The sequence below is a fragment of the Mycobacterium lepromatosis genome, from assembly GCF_000975265.2.
Classification (GTDB): Bacteria; Actinomycetota; Actinomycetes; order Mycobacteriales; family Mycobacteriaceae; genus Mycobacterium; species Mycobacterium lepromatosis.
Genome location: NZ_CP083405.1, coordinates 2826800 through 2848111, shown reverse-complemented (window position 1 = coordinate 2848111; position 21312 = coordinate 2826800). Strand labels below are relative to the sequence as shown.

Here is a 21312-nt window from a genome sequence, read left to right as displayed (position 1 = left end):
GCGGTTATGGTAAGATCATGACCCGGTCCCTGGACGAACTCGTCACTGCGGTGGCCTCGAAGTTAATGGCTGCAACAGCGGTCACCGCGGTACCGATCGGCGAACGGGTACTGGCTATTCTGGTGGAACATTTCGGCGTCGATGTGAGCTTTCTTCGTCACAATGACCATGACATTCATGCGACCAAGCTGGTTGTGGAATGGCCTCCGCGCGACTACGTGCCTGATCCCGACCCGATCGGTGTGGTGTATTTTGCCGACGCCGACACGATTTTTGCGATGGCCGAGTATCTCAAAGAACCGGCGGTTTTGCGGCCCGAGCCGGCCAATGCTGAATATCAGCGTCGCATCGAGGAGGGCACCGCTGTGCCGGCTGTTTCCCTGGCGTGTGTGCCGTTGCTGTCCGGAGAGATCACCACCGGCGTCCTTGGATTCGTCAAGTACGGCGACCGGGAATGGCACGCCGATGAGTTGCGTGCGCTGCAGGCGATCGCAACTCTTTTTGCCCAGCTGCAGGCCCGCATCGTTGCCGAAGAACAATTGCGTTACTTGGCCGAACACGATGATCTGACCGGGTTGTTGAATCGCCGAGCCCTGATCGCACACCTTGATGAGAGGCTGGCCGACGATCACCGCGGCCCGGTGACGTTGCTGTTCCTTGGCCTCAATCGGCTCAAAGCGGTTAACGATTACCTAGGTCACAATGCCGGTGACCGGCTGATCGAGGTCTTCGCCGACCGACTGCGTGAGGCCTCCGAAATCCCAACGGTTATTGCCCGTTTCGGCGGAGACGAGTTTGTCATAGTGCCCGCTGAGCCGGTATCGGTTGATGTTGCAGAGTCGTTTGCCCATCGCTTGCAGACGCGGCTTCAAAAGCAAGTGGTGATCGACGGCGAAATACTTACCCGCACCGTCAGCATCGGTGTTGCCATCGGTCTCCCGGGACGGGATACCACGTCGGATCTGCTACGCTGGGCTGATCACGCGGCGCTGTCGGCGAAAAGCGGCGGGAGCAAGGTCGTGGTTCTCGACCATGGGATCAGTGCACAGCATACGCTGAGAACTGAGGTTGAACTGCACTTAGCAGGGATGATCGATACTGACCTGGTGCTGCACTACCTTCCCGAGGTAGACATGCGTACCGGCAAGCTCTTGGGAACCGAGGCCTTGGTGCGCTGGCAGCACCCGACGCGGGGGTTGCTATTTCCCGACTCATTTATCCCAGTGGCCGAATCGATTAATCTAGCAGGCAAGCTGGGCCGGATGGTGATGCGCTCGGCATGTGCGGAATTCAGTCGATGGCGCTCAGCCGGCATAGGACTTGATGCGCTGTTGCGCATTAATGTCTCGCCAGTACAGTTGGTCGCCGAAGGTTTCGTCGACAACGTGGCTGGCACTCTCAACGAGTTCGGTCTTGAAGGCAGCATGGTGTGTCTGGAGATCACTGAGAATGTGGTGGTCCAAAACATCGATGCCACCCGCAAGACACTTGCCGGACTCAAGGAGGTCGGAGTGCACCTGGCTATCGACGACTTCGGTACCGGTTACAGCGTGCTGACTCATTTGAAATCCCTGCCGGTGGACACCATCAAAATCGACAAGAGCTTCGTCACCGAACTAGGAAGCAATGCAAGTGATCTAGCGATCGTGCGCGCGATCATGGCGTTAGCCAAAGAGTTTGAACTCGAAGTTGTCGCTGAAGGCGTCGAGACTGCCTTAGCAGCGCAGGTGCTGATGGAGTTAGGTTGTAACCGTGCGCAGGGGTTTCTGCTCTCACGTCCCGTCGACAGCGCGGCGATGAAATCGCTGCTAGCAAACGGTATGATAACCATGGAGTTTGGCACGTGTCAGAGCCCGGCGCCGAGCAGACACCAGATATACCGATCGTAAAACCCGAATGCTGACTCCAACCTTACTTGGGCTTGTGCGCGCTGACCAAGAACTCTGGTAATTTCCGCCCGACCTTTGTCGTCGAGTGTGTTAGCGTGGAACCGTGAGGTTGGGAATTAGTGGCAGTTTGACATGCACGAACGCTAGACGGATCTCGTCGTTGGCCACGGTTTCGCGTAATTCCTTGTTGGAAAACAACTACGCCACACACAAACCCCCAGCAGCCGGACCTGGCCAGACAATAACCAGCAAGCCAGACTGCACTTCACACCGACAAGCTGCTCACGGCTGAGATATAACCGAAATCTTTTTCACCACCACCGGCCACAACACGTTCACCGATGTCAACAACCTCGAAACCGCAATCCCCACCTACAGCAATAGCTACAACAAACACACCACACCGTTCACCGAAACCAAAACCACAGACACCCCCCCACACAATCACACGCTACAACAATCACCAACACACAACACGAGCCGGCGTATCAGACCTGCACGGGCAGTGCCGACATTCCGCGCATTGCCACGGTGTATTCGTTCCATGCGCCGTTGTAAGCGAACACCATTAACTGGATTCGCGTGCAGTTCGTTACGTAGCCCCGCCGGCAGCACCCGCCGTATTCCTTGCGGTACTACAACCCGACCAGTTCTCCGCCTAACCCGTCACGTCGGGGCTTGGTTTCGCAATCATGCCCGACGCTTCGTGGCTCTGCGTGACCGCCGGTGTCTGTGCAGGAAACTTTCCATTAATCGGACTTAATCTGAGTTGATGATCACGCAGAAATCAACCTTTACGAAGACTTCGTCGACTTCGTCGCATTTCGTCTTTGGAATTGGAGCATCTTCCAAAGCAGTTTTTTGATGTCTGTGTGGAAACACTCGGGGTGCATGGTAGGCGACCATGTCGCTGGTTAATTGACCCCTATCATCACTTTTGTAGACTCGATATATCCGACGTAGGTCTTGACCTCCTGACGAATCTGGTTATGCCAATTAGCTTTCAAATCGACCGCTGCCTGGTTGCTGTCGCCGAGCTTTTCGACGCCGGCCAGCAGTAACTCCAGAAGCACTCTAAATCTTTGCTAACGAACTGGTTGCAGAGTTTGTGTTTCGAGAGACTCGCGTGGCGGATGATGTCGATGGCTGTGCTCGCTCGGTATTAACGCTCTATGATCGAGGTGGTGAGGTTGTCTAGCAGCTGATGCCGAAAAGGGTTGGTGTAGAACAGAACCACGTTGCACGTGAAATGTTGTTGAAGTCATTGACGGAACGTCCTTCGGGGCATTTGAGTCCCCTGTCGGGCTTGGCTACACAGGGATATCGTGTTAGAACCGGGAGGTTGTACAGTATGGCGCTGTACCCAGTCTGAGTGCTGACCTTAGCGATAGCTATGGACCCTGGGTAGATTTTCCTGCGTACCGACTCCCGAAGGTATTACAGGTCCGAGGTATTGCTGTGTTTTCGCGATAGACTGTTGAACGCCAGGCTTGCTGCAGTCGCGACATTATTCATACTAGGCTTCCGACTTACGGCAGGACGGGTGTGTCGTCGTTTCACGGCACGAGCGTGAAGAATCACGTGCGCATCTTCGAAGAAGAACCTCTGCGGGAGAACAGAACTGGACTGAAGAACAGCCTCTTGCCACACTGTTGTCGATTAATCGGATCACTATCAAGGTGATTATGCACGCGGTTTTTAGCGTGGCACTCGACGAACTGCGGCGACCCCATTCCACCGCGGCTACTCTAGGTCGGGTCTTCGAGGGGCTGGCCAGGCTTCGTCTATGAGGCCGACAAAGGCCAGGTGCTGATCCTGGCTTTGCGCTGCGCTAGGCGACTAGCTTGGAAGTCCAATGGACCAGGATAGTCATCGATTTCGCCGCTCGTCGCGTCTATCATTCTGCGTATAAACTTAGCGGATGGGCCAGTTCTCGAGAGGATTCGATCTTGATGAGCATTGTGCCGCAAATCCACGAGCCTTCCGTGGTCGGAGTGCTTCGAGCCACAGGGGTACGTCGAACACAAGCCGTTTCTTCTTCGCGTGGATCCTGTTCAGTGGCAACACGAGCCGCTGTGTGTAGAGGGGTATCGGCTCATTTGCCAACATGGAGATGGATGTTGTGTTTAGCACGGTGTTGTGCTGCTTCACTATATACCACCACGGGACTATAAGATGAAAAATAAGATGCTACTACGGCGCCTCGTGAACGACAGCGTTCGCACAGGCTAGCTTACACCACCAAGAATGGCGAGCAGGGTGGTTGTGCGTCGGCGCTGACCGCCTGGGGTCCTAATCGATCCGCTGTCGTTTTGGCGTCTACGGGGTTCATCTTGGCAGCTTCCAGTTGTGGCGAATGAAGTGGCAGGTGTACCCGTTGGGGTAGTGCTGCAGGTAGTCCTGGTGCTCAGGCTCGGCCTCCCAAAAGTCCTTAGCGAGACTGATCTCGGTCACTACCTTGCCAGGCCATAGGCCGGAAGCCTCGATGTCGGCGATTGTGTCTAGTGCAACTCTCTTTTGCTCGTCGTCGAGGTAGAAGATGGCCGACCGGTAGCTGGTACCCTGGTCGTTACCCTGCCGATTTCGTGTTGTCGGATCGTGGATTTGGAAGAAGAATTCCAATAGTGTGCGATAATCAATCACCGCTGGGTCATAGATGATTTCGACCGCTTCGGCGTGCATGCCGTGATGACGGTATGTCGCGTTGGGTGTGTCGCCGCCACTGTAGCCAACCCGGGTCGATATCACACCGGGCTGTCGGCGGATCAATTCTTGCATTCCCCAGAAACAGCCACCGGCGAGGATCGCTTTTCGGTTGCTTGTCATTACATTAACTCTCCCTGTTGGCTTTACCCGCGATGGTGCCCGGGACTGATGATGGTCTCTAGCCAGGCTACACCCAGGAGATGAGATGTAACGGCACACGGAAACCGGATGTGCGATCGAATTGCGCCAAGCAAAATCCTCCTAGCTAACATTTTCCACGTGCTTGCGTGATTACCGCGCTGTTCTCTGTGGCGAGTTTTCCGTCGCATTTGAGAAGTTCGAGGAGAAAGTCTCCCGGGCCTTTGAAACACGAGATGGATACGCCTAGGCGGCTCAGTGCACACCGGACTTCGAGTACATCTTAGTATATGGTGTTCACCATGCGGAGCCGCGATCAGGTGCGCACTTAGATTTAGCAGACGATTAGGCCCTTCCCAGGGAGACACATGATCACTTTAATTTCGTTGTGGTTCAGGTCATCGACGGTCCCGCCGGACGCATCATCTGCGAACCAGACAACCCCCATGTCCGATTTATCGTGACGATAATATACCCAGAGCGACGAATATTTCCATCATTACCTACACCACCGCCGGCCAGTGGGGTCACCAAAGAAGAAATCATAGTTATAACCCGTTGAGCTTCTCGCGGACGGGGATGCATTGGTGTGTGTTGTTCGACAACGGGTGTCTCGGCCCGGTTAACCAGGGTCAATTGGTCGTTCTCGGACCCGGCGATCGAATCACCGTCGGCGTCAAGGCGGACCAAATCCATATTGCACAACGTGCTAATGCTGGCTGCGCTGCCGACTCGCCGGTCGGTATTTCACTGCGAACCATTTGTGATTAACTCTTGTGCTGAATTGATCGAAGCGCTTGACGACTACCAGTCCGGCAAGTTCGGCGGCCTAACGCGTGATGCTGCATCGTGGCGATGGTGGCAAACTTTAGCACTACTGTACTAGGTTGAGTCGTAAGCCAGGCTGTCCCCCAGCGGCGGAGGTCAACGATACACGCAAGCGTATTGTGCACGTCGCTCGTGAAGTGTTGAGTGAACGTGGTTATTGATTATGACGGGGCGACTTTTCAGGTGATTGCGGTCCGTGCTGACCTGACTCGCCTCGCGATCAATCACTACAATTATTTTCCAGTAAGTGGGCGCTGTACCGCGAGGTGGTAGACTAAACCCGCGGCCATCATCAACCAGGCTAAGCGAGAGAAGACCGTGCTTAGACGAGTGTCGGTATTCATCCACCTGGCGATGCAAGCGCATTCCGCTCATCCTCCGTTCCGTCCGCATCGGCGTTCCTCGTCACTAATGTGCTGGAATCACAGCGGCATCCAGAATTGAGGTCGCACTGAAAATGATGCCGTGCGGCTTAGCCGGGATTTTTTGAACTGGGCCGTCAATGATGCCATCGAGTGTGGCGAGCTTGCCAGCTACATCGATGCTTAATTCATTGACTGAGACCTTGCTAGTAGTGTTGTGCGGCGTGGGGTCGTATGGCAGGCTATCTGCACAGCCCTGAAGAGATGGAGGTTGTCACCGAGACGTTGCGCCAGCTGCTAAGCGGTGCACTCTGGCAGACCAACGCCTAGCTGGCAGGCTCGGTTGCTCGATAGTGATGCGTGACACAAAATGCTTATAGTCTTACTAGACTTAATTCTGTACCGTGGTAACGACATGACCGGGCTCCACGACTTGCCGTAGTTGCGTAGCACTGGTGGTGCCTGGATGATTACCGAAACCGTGAGCGCCACCGCGTTCAGGGGGGGGCGCCGTTTCACGGTTGGTGGAAGTGTCTGGCGCCAATCCGCTGATTCGTGACCCGTTCTCCCGTATCTTGGTGGCGTTGGTCGGTCAAGCGTGGGTCCGGCTAGCCGACGCGAACTCGGCCCGACGGGACGGCGATGAGCACGGGCAACGGGTGACTCGGATTAGCTGTGACTACCGGACGGTGTACACCCATGTCGTTTTCTTTGACGAGTACTTTCGTCTCTGCTGGCATTCGGCAGGTAGGTGATATTGCTCGGTGCTGGGGTTTACGCGATTGGCCCGTCCAGAGCGGTCGAATACGAGAGGGGAATTCTGCAGTCGCATGGTGCGATGCCCACCGTTCAGTCCTCTCCGGTCCCGGTGGATCTGCTTGATGCCTGGCCGGCCGCACTAGCCGCGGCCGTATTTTACTACTCCCAACCAACCGCGTTGCTAGCCGAGGGTTTGCTGCCGTACTTGTCCGGTGATACTGTTGACCGCCTCTTCGAGATAGTCACCACTCTTAGTGCTCTGGGCAGTCGGGTCGCTTCCGATCCGTTCGGCTTGAATTCGAGCGCCAACCCGCAGCGTTGGTCGCGCATGCGAGACCGGCTCGGTTTGAACGTCAACGTCCCAGAGCTCGCCTACCATAAGCCTGACTGATCAGATTCTGCACGGTGGTTGGCCAACCACCGTGGGAGCTTGCTGGCGCTCAGCGTCAACAATTGGGATGTGATGGCTCGGCTTGGTTGGTCGTAGACACAGGAAGTCCTAGCCGGCGAGTTCAGAATGTAGTAAGATCTTAGTCATAAAACGAGAGCACGCAATGAGCACAATGCGAACCCACGACGACACTTGGGATATCAAGACCAGCGTCGGCACTACCGCGGTGATGGTGGCCGCTGCCCGAGCCGTCGAAACCGATAGGCCAGACGCGCTGATCCGTGACCCCTATGCCAAACTGCTGGTGATCAATACCGGTGCCAGCACTGTGTGGGAAGCCATGCTTGACCCGTCGATGGCGGCCAAGGTGGAAGCCATCGATGCTACAGCCGCGGTCATGGTCGAGCACATGCGTAGCTACCAAGCAGTTCGGACGAACTTCTTCGACACCTACTTCAACAACGCTGTCATCGATGGAATCCGCCAGTTCGTTATCTTGGCGTCGGGATTAGATTCCCGCGCTTATCGGCTGGATTGGCCGACTGGCACCACTGTATACGAGATCGATCAGCCTAAGGTGTTGGCTTATAAGTCCACGACGTTGGCCGAAAACGGTGTAACACCCGCGGCCGATCGTCGTGAGGTGCCCATCGACTTGCGTAAGGATTGGCCGTCTGCGCTGCGAGCTGCGGGCTTTGACCCGTCAGCTCGAACGGCTTGGTTGGCCGAGGGGTTGTTGATGTACTTGCCTGCCACCGCCCAGAACGGGCTGTTTACCGAAATCGGTGGGCTCAGCGCTGTAGACAGTCGGATTGCGGTCGAAACCTGGCCCTTACACGGCGATGAGTGGCACGAACAAATACAGATGCAGTTCAGAAGGGTTGCCGATGCGCTTGGCTTAGAACAAGCTGTCGATGTGCAGGAGCTGATCTACCACGATGAAAGTCGGGCAGTTGTTGCCGACTGGCTCAACCGCTACGGTTGGCGGGCTACCGCTAAAAGCACGCCGGACGAGATGCGCCGAGTGGGTCGCTGGGTCGTTGGCGTGCCGATGGCCGACGACAAAGATGCGTTTCCCGAGTTTGTGATCGCTCAGCGGTTGTAATGGTGCGCACCACGGACGATTCCTGGGACATTGTAACCAGTGGCCAGCGAAGTTCGCAGCACAAGTCTTGACTCTTGGCCCGCTTATCCGAGACTTGTGCCGCGGGTTCTGAAGGCCCGCTTCGGGGAGATCCGGGCTGGATCTTCCTATGTTGGCTCAACCAGGTGACTAGGATCGCCGCTAGCACTGATGAGCGCTATCGCGGAGGGCGGTAGGGAGCTGCGGGAAGGAAGTGCTCTGGTGATCACCGAATCAGTCGCGCAGAAGACATGTCGTGTCCAAGAGTGAGGTCCCCCCGCACGCCCCACCGGCGGTAGATAGTGCGGCTATCGTGGCTCGGCTTCGTCAGACGTTTGCCAGCGGCCGTACCCGTAGCGTCGACTGGCGCACGCAGCAGTTGCGTGCGCTGCAAGCGCTGATGACAGAGAACGAGGGCGCGATCGCCCAGGCGCTCGCTGACGATCTGGACCGCAATCCGGTTGAGGCATTTATCGTCGACATCGCAACGACTGTCAGCGAAGCGAAGTATGCGGCCAAAAAAGTGCGTAAGTGGATGCGTCGCACTTACCGACTCCTCGAGGTTTCGCAGTTCCCTGGCCGCGGCTGGGTGGAATACGAACCGTATGGGACTGTGCTGATTATCGGCGCCTGGAATTATCCGTTCTACTTGACGCTGGCCCCGGCAGTTGGGGCTATCGCGGCGGGAAACACGATGGTGCTCAAGCCGTCAGAGATCGCGGCCGCCTCGGCACACTTGATGGCCGAGCTCGTTCCGTGTTATCTGGACACCGACGCGATCGTGGTGGTCGAGGGCGGTGGCGCGGTTAGTCAGGAGCTGATCGCACAGGGCCTAGACCGTGTGATGTTCACCGGCGGCACCGAGATCGGCCGCGAGGTCTACGAAGGCGCGGCGGCGCATCTTACCCCGGTCACCCTCGAGCTAGGTGGCAAGAGTCCGGTGATCGTGGCGGCCGATGCCGACATCGACGTGGCTGCCAAGCGTATCGCCTGGATAAAAATCTTGAATGCCGGTCAGACGTGCGTGGCACCCGACTACGTGTTGGCCGACGCGACGATTCGCGACGAACTCGTCAACAAAATCTGCCTCGCTATCACCAAGTTCCGGTCCCAGGACGATCCAAGCGGCATGCGAATCGTCAACCAGCGCCAATTCGACCGGTTGTGTGGTTATCTCGCAGAGGTGCAATCCGCGGTTGGAGGAAAGGGTGCGGTAGCCGTGGGTGGTAAGTGTAATGCGTCGACGTTGCGCATCCAGCCCACCGTAGTCGTCGATCCTGATCTAGAAGGTCCGTTGATGACAAAAGAGATTTTCGGACCAATCCTTCCGGTGCTAACTGTCCAATCCTTGGACGAAGCAATAATTTTCATTAACGCGCGACCTAAGCCGTTGGCAGCATACCTATTCACTAAATCACGTAAAACCCGTGCTCGGGTGATTGAGGAGGTATCGGCGGGTGGCATGCTGGTCAACCACCTAGCCATTCAGGTGTTGACGGCCAAGCTGCCGTTTGGCGGTGTCGGCGCGTCGGGTATCGGTGCCTACCATGGTAAGTGGGGATTCGATGAGTTCAGCCACCGCAAGTCGGTTTTGACCAAGCCTACTCGCCCCGATTTCTCGAGCATCATCTACCCGCCGTACACCGAGCGGTCCTTTACCTTTAAGTTGGCTCGCAGGTTGTTCTGATTGCTGTTTGCCCCCAAGAGCTTTCGCAGAGGGAAAACTGATGCGCGGAGTGCAAGATCGTGTCATCGTTGTCACCTGAGCCGGTAGGGGACTGGGGTGTGCATACCTCGCACCCTTACCTGGGAGGGCGCTAGTGTGGTCGTCAGGGACCTCGGTGAGGTAAGGGCGCTGGATTGAACCATGTTGTTGCCGAGATTCGGGACGTGGGTGGCTGTCCGGTTGTAACAACGACATAACTCCCCTTGGTCAACTTGTCCAAGACTGCCACCGAGGGCGGTGCGGCTAACATTATCCACCAAACCCGTGCTGACTGAATTCGGTTCTGTGCACGGGGGGAGGGGGGCAACTCTGGGATCCTGCGCGACGACACCTTTCACATGAGATTATGTCCGAAACTGGGACGTCGTGCTCAAGGTGCATCTTCTACGGCGAGTACAATGTGCTGCGCGCGGTCTGGCTACACATCCGCGGCATCCACACCAGGGCATCGAGCAATATGCTGGCCCTGTAAGACGCTAGGTACAACATCCACGCCAATGCGGTAGTTTCGATTGCGGCCACTACAGGATGACTCAGGACATCATGTTGCTTGAGGTACTAGAAAGACGTTTCACACTAGAGCCCGTCTTCTCGTGATGGTCTACTTGTGCACTGAGGATATCGGCAGACACCCCGACGGTCCATATCGTCATCGTTGGCAAGGTGCAGCGTGCGCTGTTTCAGAATGACGGCATCAACTTTAATAAGCCATCGTCGGTAGAAGATATCGCCACGCAGTGATCCGAGATCGCCAGTCTGTCTAGTGCGGAAACTACAGATTCCAATTGAAGAATACATGAAAGCCTATGTCATATAAATATCTTTCCTGGTCACCCGGGATAGTGTACAATAATAAGGACGATGTTTCCGACAAATTTTTCATAGAAATTTTGCTCCTCCGGGTGTGTTTTCTTGATCCGCTGCTAAGCAAGGGTGAGTATCGACTGAAGTTACCGCCGTTGTTGTGCCGGGGGATGGAAATCGCAACCGACTACGTCTCGTCGTTCGGCGTCTGCATGTTGCTGGCGTTGACTGATGGCTGGGCTCAGTGGATGCGGGAATGTATCTGTGGTAACGATGTAGGCATCGTAGTCGATTCCATTGGTAGGCGCAGCCTTCGGCGACGCGATTCGAATGCTGTCCATCGACGGTAAGTTACCGGTAATCCGGCTTTGCTGTGGATGATATCCTTATCCTTAAGGCCAACCGACTTCTGCTAGGTAACGTCAGCGTGATGTGTGTGTGCTGTGGAGCGAGTACTTCAGCAAGGTCCCTGGTTCAGTGGCCTTGTTCTCTTGTGGCCTAAGCCAGCTGATCTTTTTGGTACTGGAACCTCCTTCGCTACAACGCTATCCGTTGTCGGAAGCGCAAGTGGTGTGCGGTGTATAGCCTGGGCGGTATACCTGACAAGCTTGTCCTCGACCGCTTAGAGCCCGTGCTACGGGCACCTGGATTTCGAAAGCTGTCCCGGGATATCGGCGCAGGAATCGACCCAGTTTAGCAGCCTCTTCCTGGGTCCGGCGCACCATAGTGGACCTGCAGTTGGTTCTAAGCAACTTCGCTCAATTTCAGCTGCCCACCGCGAACAACGTGTTAGGGGAATGCTGCGGGGATAGCTGACCCCGAGAAGGGATAGGGCTATCAGGGGTTCTGCCTCCACAACATTGAGATTGAGGTGATGTTGCGTCTACGACGCAGAAAATGTCTGAAGTTTTAGATGACCTGCTTTCGCAGGGTAGGCCGTCGGAGATGACTAACGAATTTGTCTTGGTCCCAGCCTAAAGTGACTGGACGTGGTCCGTGTGGCGTGACGTTGACTGCGCCAGTTGCGCCTGCACACGCCTGACGTGGTGGATGCGGCAGGATCCCCCAGCCGGGCTTGCGTAATCGCGAAGCTGCTATTTGTTCTTCTCCCGTGTAGCCGCTGTACGGCCACCGCAAAGGCACCCTCCCCCGGCGTCCCGGTCCACCAGGATTATCCGATTGTTGGTGGTGGGTGGGCCGTATCGGGATTGGTGCTGTCCATTGCGGTGAGGATTTGGGGGCGCGGTTTGGATGCCCCGGACGTCCACCGTTTGTAGCCGTTGGGATGTAGTCTTCGTCATCGTGCGAGATGGTGGTTTTGATTATTGTGGGCGTCGCTGTTGGCGACTACCGGTTCGGTAATCGAAAAGGCGCTGCGAATCTAGTCGTTCAGCAGCTGCTGCAAACACCTAGTGCGTTGCTCGTCTGTGTCGACCATGGGCAAGATTCTCTATATTGCCAGTGTTCGCCGCCGTGCAGTCGACGTATCTCGCGTGATTTCCAGGCTCCAGCAGGTCCGCAGCGCCGCGTATTCCAGGTTGGTTAATCATGACTCCACCCGTAGGAACAAGTTTCCACGGCCCGCGCTCTTTGGCCTTGTTCTTCAGATCCTCAACGACTGGAGGCACCGTGGGCGGCTAGCGTTTCGGCGTCGCTGCGTTTCCGCCGTTCACCGTAAAAATCGCGATCCAAAAAATGCAGTTAGCAAAGGATGTCTGGAACACTCGCTACTTGGACCAGGTTAGCCTGGGCTACGTGCTTGACTCGCAATGCCGGAAACCCAGCGAACACATAGTCGGCAGCGACCGTGCTCATGGCGTTTCTGGCTTGCAAAATAGAACCCGAACTCGACTACTTGTTACGCAAGAGTTGTGGGTCCTCCATGCCAACTCGGAGAAATCCGACGCCGCTTTCCTTGTTGATGATGTACCCCCTTCCGGGGTTCCGATCATCGCCTTCGATTCTATCGAGCTGGATGTCGCACAGATGAAGCCAGCATTAACTGATGTGCCGCTTTCCGAATTCGAGCGCCGTTATTTCGGGCCTTGCCCTGCGTCTGGACGCGGCTAAGGTTGCGTCGCTCTAGTAGCGATGTCGAGCGAGTGACATACAGGCCGCGCAGTGCGGCGAGCTGCAGCTAGGCAATCGGGTTAGAGTGTCTGAGCACGCTCAGCAATCAACCTGCTGGGCAATCTAGCATGCAGCAACAGGGCAACAAAGCCAAGTAAATAATACAGGTAAAGTAGAAAGCATGATGTACGTGCCATGACAGAAGCGCAAACGACGGTTGGAGTGGTCGCCGAGTCCGGGTCCGACGAGCGGCGCGTCGCGTTGGTGCCCAAGGCAGTAGCGTCGCTGGTGAACGGCGGCCTAGCGGTAGTGGTCGAGTCTGGCGCAGGCGAAGGTGCATTGCTTCCCGAGCAGCTCTACACGGAGGCCGGCGCTCGCATAGGGGACGCGTGGTCTGCCGACATCGTCGTCAAAGTGGCGCCGCCGGCCGAAGCCGAGGTTAGCCGGCTGCGCCGAGGGCAGACGCTGATCGGCTTCCTGGCGTCGCGCGATGCCCACAACTCGATCGGCGCGCTGAAGCAAGCTGGGGTGCAGGCGTTCGCGCTCGAGGCAATCCCGCGCATCTCGCGTGCACAAGTGATGGATGCGCTGTCATCGCAAGCTAATGTGACCGGGTACAAAGCGGTGTTGCTCGCGGCCTCTGAATCTACCCGATTCTTCCCGATGCTGACGACGGCTGCAGGCACGGTGAAACCGGCCATCGTGCTGGTGCTCGGCGTCGGAGTGGCAGGTTTGCAAGCGTTGGCTACGGCCAGGCGCCTGGGCGCGCGCACCACCGGCTACGACGTGCGTCCTGAGGTGGCCGAGCAAGTCCGGTCGGTGGGTGCCCAGTGGCTTGACGTAGGTATCGAGGCGTCCGGTGCGGGAGGATACGCCCGTGAGCTCACCGATGACGAACGCACTCAGCAGCAGAAGGCATTAGAAAAAGCGATCAGCGGATTCGACGTGGTGATTACCACGGCGCTGGTACCGGGCAAGCCGGCACCGCGGTTGGTGACCGCTGCGGCGGTGGAGGCGATGAAGCCTGGCAGCGTGGTGGTGGACCTCGCCGGGGAAACCGGCGGCAACTGCGAGCTCACCGAGCCCGGGCAGACGGTGATCAAGCATGATGTCACCATTGCGGCGCCGCTGAATTTGCCGGCAACGATGCCTGAGCACGCCAGCGAGCTCTACAGCAAGAACATCACGGCGCTGTTGGACCTACTAATAAAGGATGGCAAGTTTGCCCCGGACTTTGATGACGAAGTTGTCGTGGAGTCATGTGTGACTCGCGATCGAGAGGACTCCTAGATGTATGGTGAGCTATTGGCTAACCTAGCGATTCTGGTGTTGTCTGGGTTCGTCGGGTTCGCTGTGATCTCCAAAGTCCCCAATACACTGCACACACCGCTGATGTCGGGCACCAACGCTATCCACGGTATTGTGCTGCTTGGCGCATTGGTGGTGTTCGGAGAGGTTGAGCAACCATCGCTTGCCGTGCAAGTAATCCTGTTTGTCGCAGTCGTATTCGGCACGCTGAATGTTATCGGGGGGTTCATCGTCACTGACCGGATGCTGGGTATGTTCAAGGGTAAGAGGAAGGCCTCGGCCATCCAGACCGAGAAAGCAGCAGAATCGGCGGTCAAATGAACTACTTGGTGATCGGCCTCTACATTCTTGCGTTCGCATTGTTCATCTCTGGCTTGATGGGCCTGACCGGGCCCAAGACCGCGGTGTGCGGCAACTTGATCGCTGCGGTAGGTATGACCATTGCCGTGGCGGCGACGCTGGTTAAAATTCGGCACACCGAGCAGTGGTTACTGATCATTGCCGCCCTGGTGGTGGGCATCGTCCTCGGCTTGCCTCCGGCGCGGCTGACTAAGATGACTGCGATGCCCCAGCTGGTGGCGTTCTTCAACGGCGTTGGTGGCGGAACGGTTGCGCTTATTGCGTTGTCTGAGTTCATCGAGACTAGTGGCTTCTCCGAATTTCAGCACCACGAGTCGCCAACTGTGCATATCGTGGTGGCCTCGCTGTTCGCTGCGATCATAGGGTCGATCTCGTTCTGGGGATCGATCATCGCGTTCGGTAAGTTGCAGGAGACAATCTCTGGATTCCCAATCGGCTTTGGCAAGGTTCAGCAGCCTATTAACTTGCTACTGTTGGTCGGTGCCATAGTCGCCGCAGTGGTCATCGGTCTGCACGCGCAGCCCGGCTCTGGCGGTGCGTCGTTGTGGTGGATGATCGGGTTGCTGGTCACCGCCGGTGTATTAGGCCTGATGGTGGTGCTGTCGATCGGCGGCGCCGACATGCCGGTGGTCATCTCCTTGCTCAATGCCATGACCGGGCTTTCGGCGGCGGCGGCGGGCCTGGCGCTGAACAACACCGCAATCATCGTGGCCGGCATGATTGTCGGCGCGTCCGGCTCGATCTTGACCAATCTCATGGCCAAGGCTATGAACCGCTCCATACCCGCGATCCTTGCAGGAGGTTTCGGTGGCGGCGGCGTGGCACCCAGCTGTGACGGTTACAAGCACGTCAAATCCACTTCGGCAGCCGATGCGGCGATCCAGATGGCTTACGCCAACCAAGTGATCGTGGTGCCGGGCTACGGCCTGGCAGTCGCGCAGGCCCAGCACGTTGTCAAAGACATGGCGTCCTTGCTGGAGAACAAAGGTGTGCCGGTGAAGTACGCGATCCACCCGGTTGCCGGCCGGATGCCCGGACACATGAATGTGTTGCTGGCCGAGGCCGAGGTCGATTACGATTCCATGAAGGACATGGACGATATCAATGACGAGTTCGCCCGCACCGATGTTGCGATTGTCATCGGCGCCAACGATGTCACTAATCCGGCGGCCCGTAACGAGACAACTAGCCCGATCTACGGCATGCCGATCCTGAATGTGGATAAAGCGAAGTCGGTTATCGTGCTTAAGCGGTCGATGAACTCCGGATTTGCTGGCATTGACAACCGGCTGTTTTATGCCGATGGTACAACCATGTTGTTCGGTGATGCTAAACAGTCGGTGACTGAAGTCACTGAGGAACTGAAGCTGCTGTAGCCTTGGATCGAACGTAAAGCCGAGTTGAAGTGCTGCGACGTTCTAGACGGGAGGAAGATATCCGTTACCGTCGGCAACCCCGCGGAAGCTCCAAGTTATGTACCTGAAAAAGTATTCGATCTCGTCACTAATATCGTAATCAGGACTCGGATCCATTAAACTGCCTCTCGTTTTGCAACTAGTTCGCCGAAAGTCTAGTCCTCTTCGCATAGGTGCTCCAGATAGTGGTCGCTTGCCTCAACTGTCCAGCCAGTCGATTGATACTTTCCTTAGTCGGGCTAAGTGCGGTCCGCCCGCAGCGACGATAGGGCGATAGTTGAGTACAGCCGGCATCGTCATCAAGCAGCTGGGCTGAGCCGCCGTGAGGAGTTGTTTGCTTCCGCCACCAAGCTATTTGCGGCTCGTGGCTACCGTGCCACCCGCATGGACGACATCGTCGAGCCGATGTGATCGGGCTGAACAAGGTGACGGTGTACCATTGCTATGCTAGCAAGTCGCTGATTCTGTTCGACAAATACCGTCAGTTGTACGAAGGCCCGCAGGCGGCCCTGCCCGCCGGTCCGTCCCGCGAAGCGCGCTACACAATATGTTGTTCGACTGCTTACGCAGGGTCGCGGGCGATCCGGAGCGTGCGGCTGTGTATTTCCAGGAGCAGCCGTACATCACCGAATAGTTCACTACCGAACGAATCACCGAGGTCCGTGGAAAGAAAGTGCAGTTACACCAGCGCATGTCTGGCCTGATCGACCGCCGCACTGCCAACGGCGATTATTATTATTTTAGTGCGGCTCGCACGTTGTGGCATCGGGGTGACATTGGGCAGCTATCGCTGGTTATGGCCGAAGGTGTATGCCGGACTGCCAGGGAAATCGCCTCAGAATTCAGCACCGCGCTGCTGCGTGGCCTGATTCGCGACGAGTCGATCCGCAATCAGTCTCCGCTGGGGATATAAGGCCGAATCAGTTACAAGATCGACGGAGTGAGGTACAGGACACTCCCCGGCCCACCGCTCAGCATCGATAGCACTGTCACCTGCGGCTGGACCGAAGTAGAAATTCAGTCCTGGGTTGGTCAACGGAACCCACGGGTAGGTGTCTTGGGAACACTTAGGCCCCTAGATCCAGATTCGACCCTAGTTTCCGCTACGTATCCCCATAGGGTGTTTTCGCAAACTCTCCAAGGTCGGATGGTAGGCGCCAGCGGCCGGGTCGAGAACTGAGCATAGCTTTGCTGGTGTGGGTTCTCTCGGCATCGTAGTTGTAACCGGGTCCGTTAGCCGACGTAGCCCAAATCGACGAGTACTGCGCAGGTCCGGCTGAAAATATCGGCACTCGGAGAATCTGCGTGGGGGTACACGCGAATCAAGTCCATAATCGGCAGGTTCTGAGTCATCAGCATGCAGTAACTGGGCTGTTTGCCAGTATGGTCTGGGGACTTCGACAAGGGGACAGTGAATTATTACTCGCGTTGTTCAGCAGAGTGCTGCTATGGCCATCGCCGTACGGGGAGAATGTCAGGTTGCCAGTACGAGCGGAACTGGGAAGAATTTTTGGGTATCGTGGTGCCTAAGAAGTTGGCTCCTGGGGAAGCAGCGCTGGATGTAGGAGCTATTGAAGGCAGTCTGGTCAACCGGGTCGGGTTTGAGGTTGCTGGCGCTTTCCGTTAACTAACGCCACTACTGGCTTGGCAGATGTGAACCTCCAGCATCGAGGTCAGTACACTCAGCACATTCTCCAACTCGGCCGCGTTGTCGGCCTCGACAGCTGCATCGGCGTTCCCAGCGGCGGTCAGCATCTGGTAATTCGCTATGAAACGCCGGCGCTTGCGCTTCTATACCCTAACGGCTTTTAGCTGCATAGGCTAAGTAGAGTGGCGAGGCTGCCGCAGCCTTCTCGTCTGCTGTCGGCAGTAATTCGGTCGTCGTGCTAGTCGCGTTCACATAGGCCACGCTGATTGTCGAGCCGATCTTTTTATGTCGGCTGCGGCCGACGTCAATATCTGTGGGACGGTTATTACATTATGTCATGTTCGGAGTCTTTACTGATAATCGGGGCTTTTCTCGGTCAAAAGGGCCCGACCCGCTACCGTGGATATTAGATATTGTAGAGTGAAGTTAAAGTGGTGCGCCGGTCCGCACGCTCGAGGCCTTGGGCCTCGTCGATCTTGGAGTTGGCGCCGTTGAACATCGGAGTAGACCCGATTCATCCCGACTTCATCTACACCCTGATGACTTCCAACCTGCCGGAAGACATGGTCACCATCCCACTCGATCGCCTGGTCGAGATGAGAGAAGTGTCGACGTTGTCGTGTTCTTGGCCGTTGACGAGCCGTCCTACGTGCCTGATAGCGAATTCGTAATTGACGGTGGACCGGTGATCTATATGCCGCATGAACATTTGTGAATCCCAGCGCGCACCTATAGCGGTTCGTTCCACAGGTTTACCGGTCGACTCTGCACGACGCAGCGGTTTGCGGATGCTATAACCGCGAACATGCTGCGCAGCCTTGCGACCGTAGTAGGGTTGACCCACGTCATTGTTGACCCCGATGTACTGGTCGCCCACAGCGTTGACCACACAGGTCGGTATAAGGGCCAAGCCAGGGCGTTGGTGAGGCCGGGTACGGCCGAGCAGGTGACTGAAGTATTGCGGATCTGCCGCGATGTCGGGGCACACGTCACCGTTCAAGGCGGTCGGACCTCGCTGGTGGCCGGTACTGTCCCGGAGCACAACGACGTGCTCTTGTCCACCGAGCGGCTACGGTCCCTCAGTGAGGTAGACACCGTCGAACGCCGCCTCCGGGTCGGTGCTGGAGCAACGTTGGCTGCAGTGCAGAATGCGGCGACCGCAGCGGGTTTGGTGTTTGGCGTGGACCTGGTCGCCCGCGACACTGCGACCGTCGGCGGAATGGCCTCAACGAACGCCGGCGGCCTACGCACTGTTCGTTATGGCAACATGAGCAAGCAAGTGATCGGCCTAGAGGTGGCAATGCCCGACGGTTCGCTGCTGCGTAGGCACAGTCTGGCGCGCCTCGACAACACTGGCTATGACTTACCGGCCCTGTTTGTCGGCGCCGAAGGCACCCTCGGTGTCATCACTGCGTTGGATCTGCAGCTCCACCCGGCCCCGTCGCACCGGGTGACGGCGGTCTGTGGGTTCGCCGACCTCGGTGCTCTGGTCGATGCCGGGCGGGCGTTTAGAGACGTGGATGGGATAGCGGCGCTGGAATTGATCGACGGCCGTGCCAGTTCGCTGACTCGCGAGCACCTAGGGGTGAGCGCCCCGGTTGATGGTGACTGGCTGTTGCTGGTGGAACTGGCCGCCGACCACGACCAGACTCATCGACTCGCTGACTTGTCCATGGGCGTGCAGATGTGTGGCGATCCTGCGGTGGGTGTGGATATCGGGGCACAGCAGCGGTTATGGCGCGTGCGCGAATCGTTGACGGAGGTGCTCGGCGTGTATGGGCCACCGCTGAAATTTGATGTTTCGTTACCCCTATCAGCGGTCAGTGGATTCGCAACGGAAGCAGCAGCTTTGATCGACACGCACGTATCGGATGTTCAGACCGCGTTACCCGTGCTGTTCGGTCACGTGGGTGAGGGCAACCTACACCTCAACGTTTTACGCTGTCCACCCGATCGTGAGAAGGCGTTGGCCGCGGCGATGATGGATCTCATAGCGCAAGTCGGTGGCAATGTAAGCTCGGAACACGGCGTAGGCAGCAGCAAGCGTGCTTATCTCAGGATGTCGCGGGAGCCCGCCGATATCGCCGCGATGCGGACGATCAAAGAGGCGTTGGACCCGACCGGCTACCTCAACGCCGCGGTGTTGTTCGACTGATCGGTCAAGAGCCGTTGGAGTCCTTCTCGCATCTGCGTATTCACACGAGAAACTTATGCGATCACGTGCTCTGCCTCGACATCAACCCCTCACCCCCGAATACGAATGCTGATAATCGACAATGAATCCCACTGCGGCGTAGCAGCCTGCCGACATTCTTCCGTTCTGCGGGTTTTCCTTAGCCAAACCGCTTTGGAAGACCTGTCGCTCATAGTGAGTTAATGTTGAGAGCAACTCGATTTTTGGACGCGAAGCAGTGAGGGAGAAGCGTAGCTAGTGACACTTCGGACTGGGCAGCCATATCCGATAGCCCTACCTTGATTTTGCCGTTGTAGCTGAGTACCTCGGCGGTGGTCAACGACAGCCCGATCATGTACCATCCGCTTGCGCCTTATACCAAACACGGCAAAATTGGTATGCGCTATGATATTGAGATTAATGTGACGCTGCCGTTTTAAGCATCGTGGACTCCCTCTGTTACCTTTTTTCGATGCGCTCTTTGAGGAAAGCTTTACTGGGGCCTTGGGCTTGCAGCGGTTCCCGTCGGTTATTTCGCCGAGGATCGGGGAAGTAGCCATGTTGTTGGCGATCTCATCCAAGATGGTGATCACCTATTTGTGGGCGTTGTTGCCCACGTTGCTGTCCTTCTGTGTCGTCGATGACCAGTTCACCGAACCGGGTCGCAACGTCGCTACCAACTTGCACCGCCGCACAGCCGGGCCCCACCCGCGGCAGTCTGCGTCAATGCACTCACGTTGTGAAACCGGGTCATAGGGGCACTCTTTCCACAAGACGGGAATCGCCGTTTCACTCCTGGGGGTTTTACCCTTGGTCAAGTTCTGTCAACCCTTGCCCAGCAACTCAGCGGCGATCCGCTGACTACCATCCCGCCGATCACGGTTACCGCTGAGCCAGGAATGCAGTGAGCCTATGCGCCCGGAGGGCTATAACAATATGTTAGGTTGCGGTTGAGTAGCAGCAACACTATTGGCGGCTGTTTGGGAAATCGTGGGTGAGGATGCGTGGGCCGAGATCGCCAGACTGCGCAACAGCAGTTTTGCTGCCTTGCCCGGTTCCGCGCTAGCCGACTAATTTACACTGTCTTATCGTCCCGATGGTTCAGCATTGCCTGGTGGAGCACGGGTGTTTAACGCCAAGGCCTTCGAAAGCATGGCCAGCACACCACTCGATATAGAGCGGATTATGATCGCCTGTCAAGAGACGCTAGCGGATAGGTCATCACCCATACCCACGTCGGTGGCACGGGTGCTACTGGCCTGATGGTCCGCAGCGATGGCCGGTATTGTCTACTCACCACGAAGTCCAGACTGTTACCTGTAATGCGTCGTGGGGCTCGGTTTTGACTTCAATGTGGATGCTACGTTGATAAACCACATTCCCGATGATCAGCTCCACAGCAAACTGGTTTGGTCACGCTGGATTCAACTCGGGATATCTGATTGTCTTGGCCAGCAAGACCTGCGGTGACGGACTTGTGCTGATGGTCAACTCCGTGCCCGCAGACATGACGACCTCCGATATTCCCAAGCTGCTGTTTGTCCACCGAAGCGATCAACCGGATAGCTAGCGACCAACATTGGCTGACTGACCCCATATTGATGTTGCAACG

At 56.8% G+C, this 21312-nt stretch carries 17 protein-coding genes and 5 pseudogenes; 16 read left to right on the top strand and 6 right to left on the bottom strand.

What is annotated here, in order from left to right:
• Positions 1 to 17: 17 nt before the first annotated feature.
• Complete coding sequence (locus MLPF_RS13435) at positions 18 to 1889, top strand: putative bifunctional diguanylate cyclase/phosphodiesterase (RefSeq protein WP_045843374.1); 1872 nt, start codon at positions 18 to 20, stop codon at positions 1887 to 1889.
• Between the two features lie 914 nt (positions 1890 to 2803).
• Here MLPF_RS13435 and MLPF_RS13430 read toward each other — a convergent pair.
• The 3 genes from MLPF_RS13430 to MLPF_RS13420 all read right to left on the bottom strand — a co-directional run bounded on the left by MLPF_RS13430 (position 2804) and on the right by MLPF_RS13420 (position 5438).
• A complete protein-coding gene (locus MLPF_RS13430) occupies positions 2804 to 2962 on the bottom strand; it encodes a hypothetical protein (RefSeq protein ID WP_156147327.1) in 159 nt (52 codons plus the stop codon).
• Between the two features lie 1255 nt (positions 2963 to 4217).
• Positions 4218 to 4715: a peptide-methionine (S)-S-oxide reductase MsrA gene (gene msrA, locus MLPF_RS13425; RefSeq protein ID WP_045843979.1), complete on the bottom strand. Its 498-nt coding sequence runs from the start codon at positions 4713 to 4715 to the stop codon at positions 4218 to 4220.
• Between the two features lie 411 nt (positions 4716 to 5126).
• Entirely contained in the window at positions 5127 to 5438 is a 312-nt protein-coding gene (locus MLPF_RS13420) for a hypothetical protein (protein WP_237817213.1), read from the bottom strand.
• Positions 5439 to 5620: 182 nt separating this feature from the next.
• On the opposite strand from MLPF_RS13420, the pseudogene MLPF_RS18035 reads away from it, so the two are divergent.
• The 7 genes and pseudogenes from MLPF_RS18035 to MLPF_RS18030 form a co-directional block, all read left to right on the top strand.
• Positions 5621 to 6253, top strand: a pseudogene (locus MLPF_RS18035) (TetR/AcrR family transcriptional regulator).
• A gap of 191 nt (positions 6254 to 6444) precedes the next feature.
• A complete protein-coding gene (locus MLPF_RS13415) occupies positions 6445 to 6678 on the top strand; it encodes a class I SAM-dependent methyltransferase (RefSeq protein ID WP_156147326.1) in 234 nt (77 codons plus the stop codon).
• The gene (locus MLPF_RS13410; protein ID WP_156147325.1) at positions 6675 to 7073 is read left to right on the top strand and encodes a class I SAM-dependent methyltransferase; all 399 of its coding nucleotides are present in this window, start codon (positions 6675 to 6677) and stop codon (positions 7071 to 7073) included. The genes MLPF_RS13415 and MLPF_RS13410 overlap by 4 nt, the downstream gene beginning before the upstream one ends.
• A gap of 172 nt (positions 7074 to 7245) precedes the next feature.
• On the top strand, positions 7246 to 8178 hold the full coding sequence (locus tag MLPF_RS13405; protein ID WP_082082454.1) for a class I SAM-dependent methyltransferase: 933 nt from the start codon (positions 7246 to 7248) through the stop codon (positions 8176 to 8178).
• Positions 8179 to 8452: 274 nt separating this feature from the next.
• Positions 8453 to 9883 (top strand): aldehyde dehydrogenase family protein, encoded by a 1431-nt coding sequence (locus tag MLPF_RS13400; protein ID WP_045843975.1) that lies wholly within the window; start codon positions 8453 to 8455, stop codon positions 9881 to 9883.
• 91 nt (positions 9884 to 9974) lie between these two features.
• Positions 9975 to 10663 (top strand): annotated as a pseudogene (locus MLPF_RS13395) (Rossmann-fold NAD(P)-binding domain-containing protein).
• Positions 10664 to 12421: 1758 nt separating this feature from the next.
• Positions 12422 to 12556, top strand: a pseudogene (locus tag MLPF_RS18030) (DUF1348 family protein); the annotation flags it as partial.
• A gap of 42 nt (positions 12557 to 12598) precedes the next feature.
• On the opposite strand, the pseudogene MLPF_RS18025 reads toward MLPF_RS18030, so the two are convergent.
• Positions 12599 to 12705: pseudogene (locus tag MLPF_RS18025) on the bottom strand (hypothetical protein); the annotation flags it as partial.
• A gap of 286 nt (positions 12706 to 12991) precedes the next feature.
• Here MLPF_RS18025 and MLPF_RS13385 point away from each other — a divergent pair.
• From MLPF_RS13385 to MLPF_RS13375, 3 genes are read left to right on the top strand one after another with little or no spacing between them, the layout of a single operon-like run.
• Positions 12992 to 14086 (top strand): Re/Si-specific NAD(P)(+) transhydrogenase subunit alpha, encoded by a 1095-nt coding sequence (locus MLPF_RS13385; protein ID WP_045843973.1) that lies wholly within the window; start codon positions 12992 to 12994, stop codon positions 14084 to 14086.
• Positions 14087 to 14425 carry an NAD(P) transhydrogenase subunit alpha part 2 gene (locus tag MLPF_RS13380; protein ID WP_045843972.1) on the top strand — a complete coding sequence of 113 codons (339 nt, stop codon included), beginning with the start codon at positions 14087 to 14089 and terminating at the stop codon, positions 14423 to 14425. It begins immediately after the preceding gene.
• Positions 14422 to 15840 (top strand): NAD(P)(+) transhydrogenase (Re/Si-specific) subunit beta, encoded by a 1419-nt coding sequence (locus MLPF_RS13375; protein WP_045843971.1) that lies wholly within the window; start codon positions 14422 to 14424, stop codon positions 15838 to 15840. Before MLPF_RS13380 ends, MLPF_RS13375 begins: the two co-directional genes overlap by 4 nt.
• Positions 15841 to 15882: 42 nt before the next feature.
• On the opposite strand, the gene MLPF_RS13370 is transcribed toward MLPF_RS13375, so the two are convergent.
• Positions 15883 to 15996, bottom strand: a complete 114-nt coding sequence (locus MLPF_RS13370; RefSeq protein ID WP_156147324.1) for a hypothetical protein — start codon at positions 15994 to 15996, stop codon at positions 15883 to 15885.
• 192 nt (positions 15997 to 16188) lie between these two features.
• Here MLPF_RS13370 and MLPF_RS13365 point away from each other — a divergent pair.
• Both MLPF_RS13365 and MLPF_RS13360 read left to right on the top strand, forming a co-directional pair.
• A pseudogene (locus MLPF_RS13365) lies at positions 16189 to 16792 on the top strand (TetR/AcrR family transcriptional regulator); the annotation flags it as partial.
• Positions 16793 to 17350: 558 nt separating this feature from the next.
• Positions 17351 to 17506: a hypothetical protein gene (locus MLPF_RS13360; RefSeq protein ID WP_156147322.1), complete on the top strand. Its 156-nt coding sequence runs from the start codon at positions 17351 to 17353 to the stop codon at positions 17504 to 17506.
• On the opposite strand, the gene MLPF_RS15985 is transcribed toward MLPF_RS13360, so the two are convergent.
• A complete protein-coding gene (locus MLPF_RS15985) occupies positions 17503 to 17634 on the bottom strand; it encodes a hypothetical protein (RefSeq protein ID WP_272946146.1) in 132 nt (43 codons plus the stop codon). The two genes, MLPF_RS13360 and MLPF_RS15985, sit on opposite strands and share 4 nt — an antisense overlap.
• 327 nt (positions 17635 to 17961) lie before the next feature.
• On the opposite strand from MLPF_RS15985, the gene MLPF_RS13355 reads away from it, so the two are divergent.
• The 3 genes from MLPF_RS13355 to MLPF_RS13345 all read left to right on the top strand — a co-directional run bounded on the left by MLPF_RS13355 (position 17962) and on the right by MLPF_RS13345 (position 20456).
• Entirely contained in the window at positions 17962 to 18198 is a 237-nt protein-coding gene (locus MLPF_RS13355; protein WP_156147321.1) for a hypothetical protein, read from the top strand.
• A gap of 134 nt (positions 18199 to 18332) precedes the next feature.
• Positions 18333 to 19682, top strand: a complete 1350-nt coding sequence (locus MLPF_RS13350; protein WP_045843970.1) for an FAD-binding oxidoreductase — start codon at positions 18333 to 18335, stop codon at positions 19680 to 19682.
• Positions 19683 to 20204: 522 nt separating this feature from the next.
• The gene (locus tag MLPF_RS13345; protein ID WP_162196997.1) at positions 20205 to 20456 is read left to right on the top strand and encodes a hypothetical protein; all 252 of its coding nucleotides are present in this window, start codon (positions 20205 to 20207) and stop codon (positions 20454 to 20456) included.
• Positions 20457 to 21312: the final 856 nt, after the last annotated feature.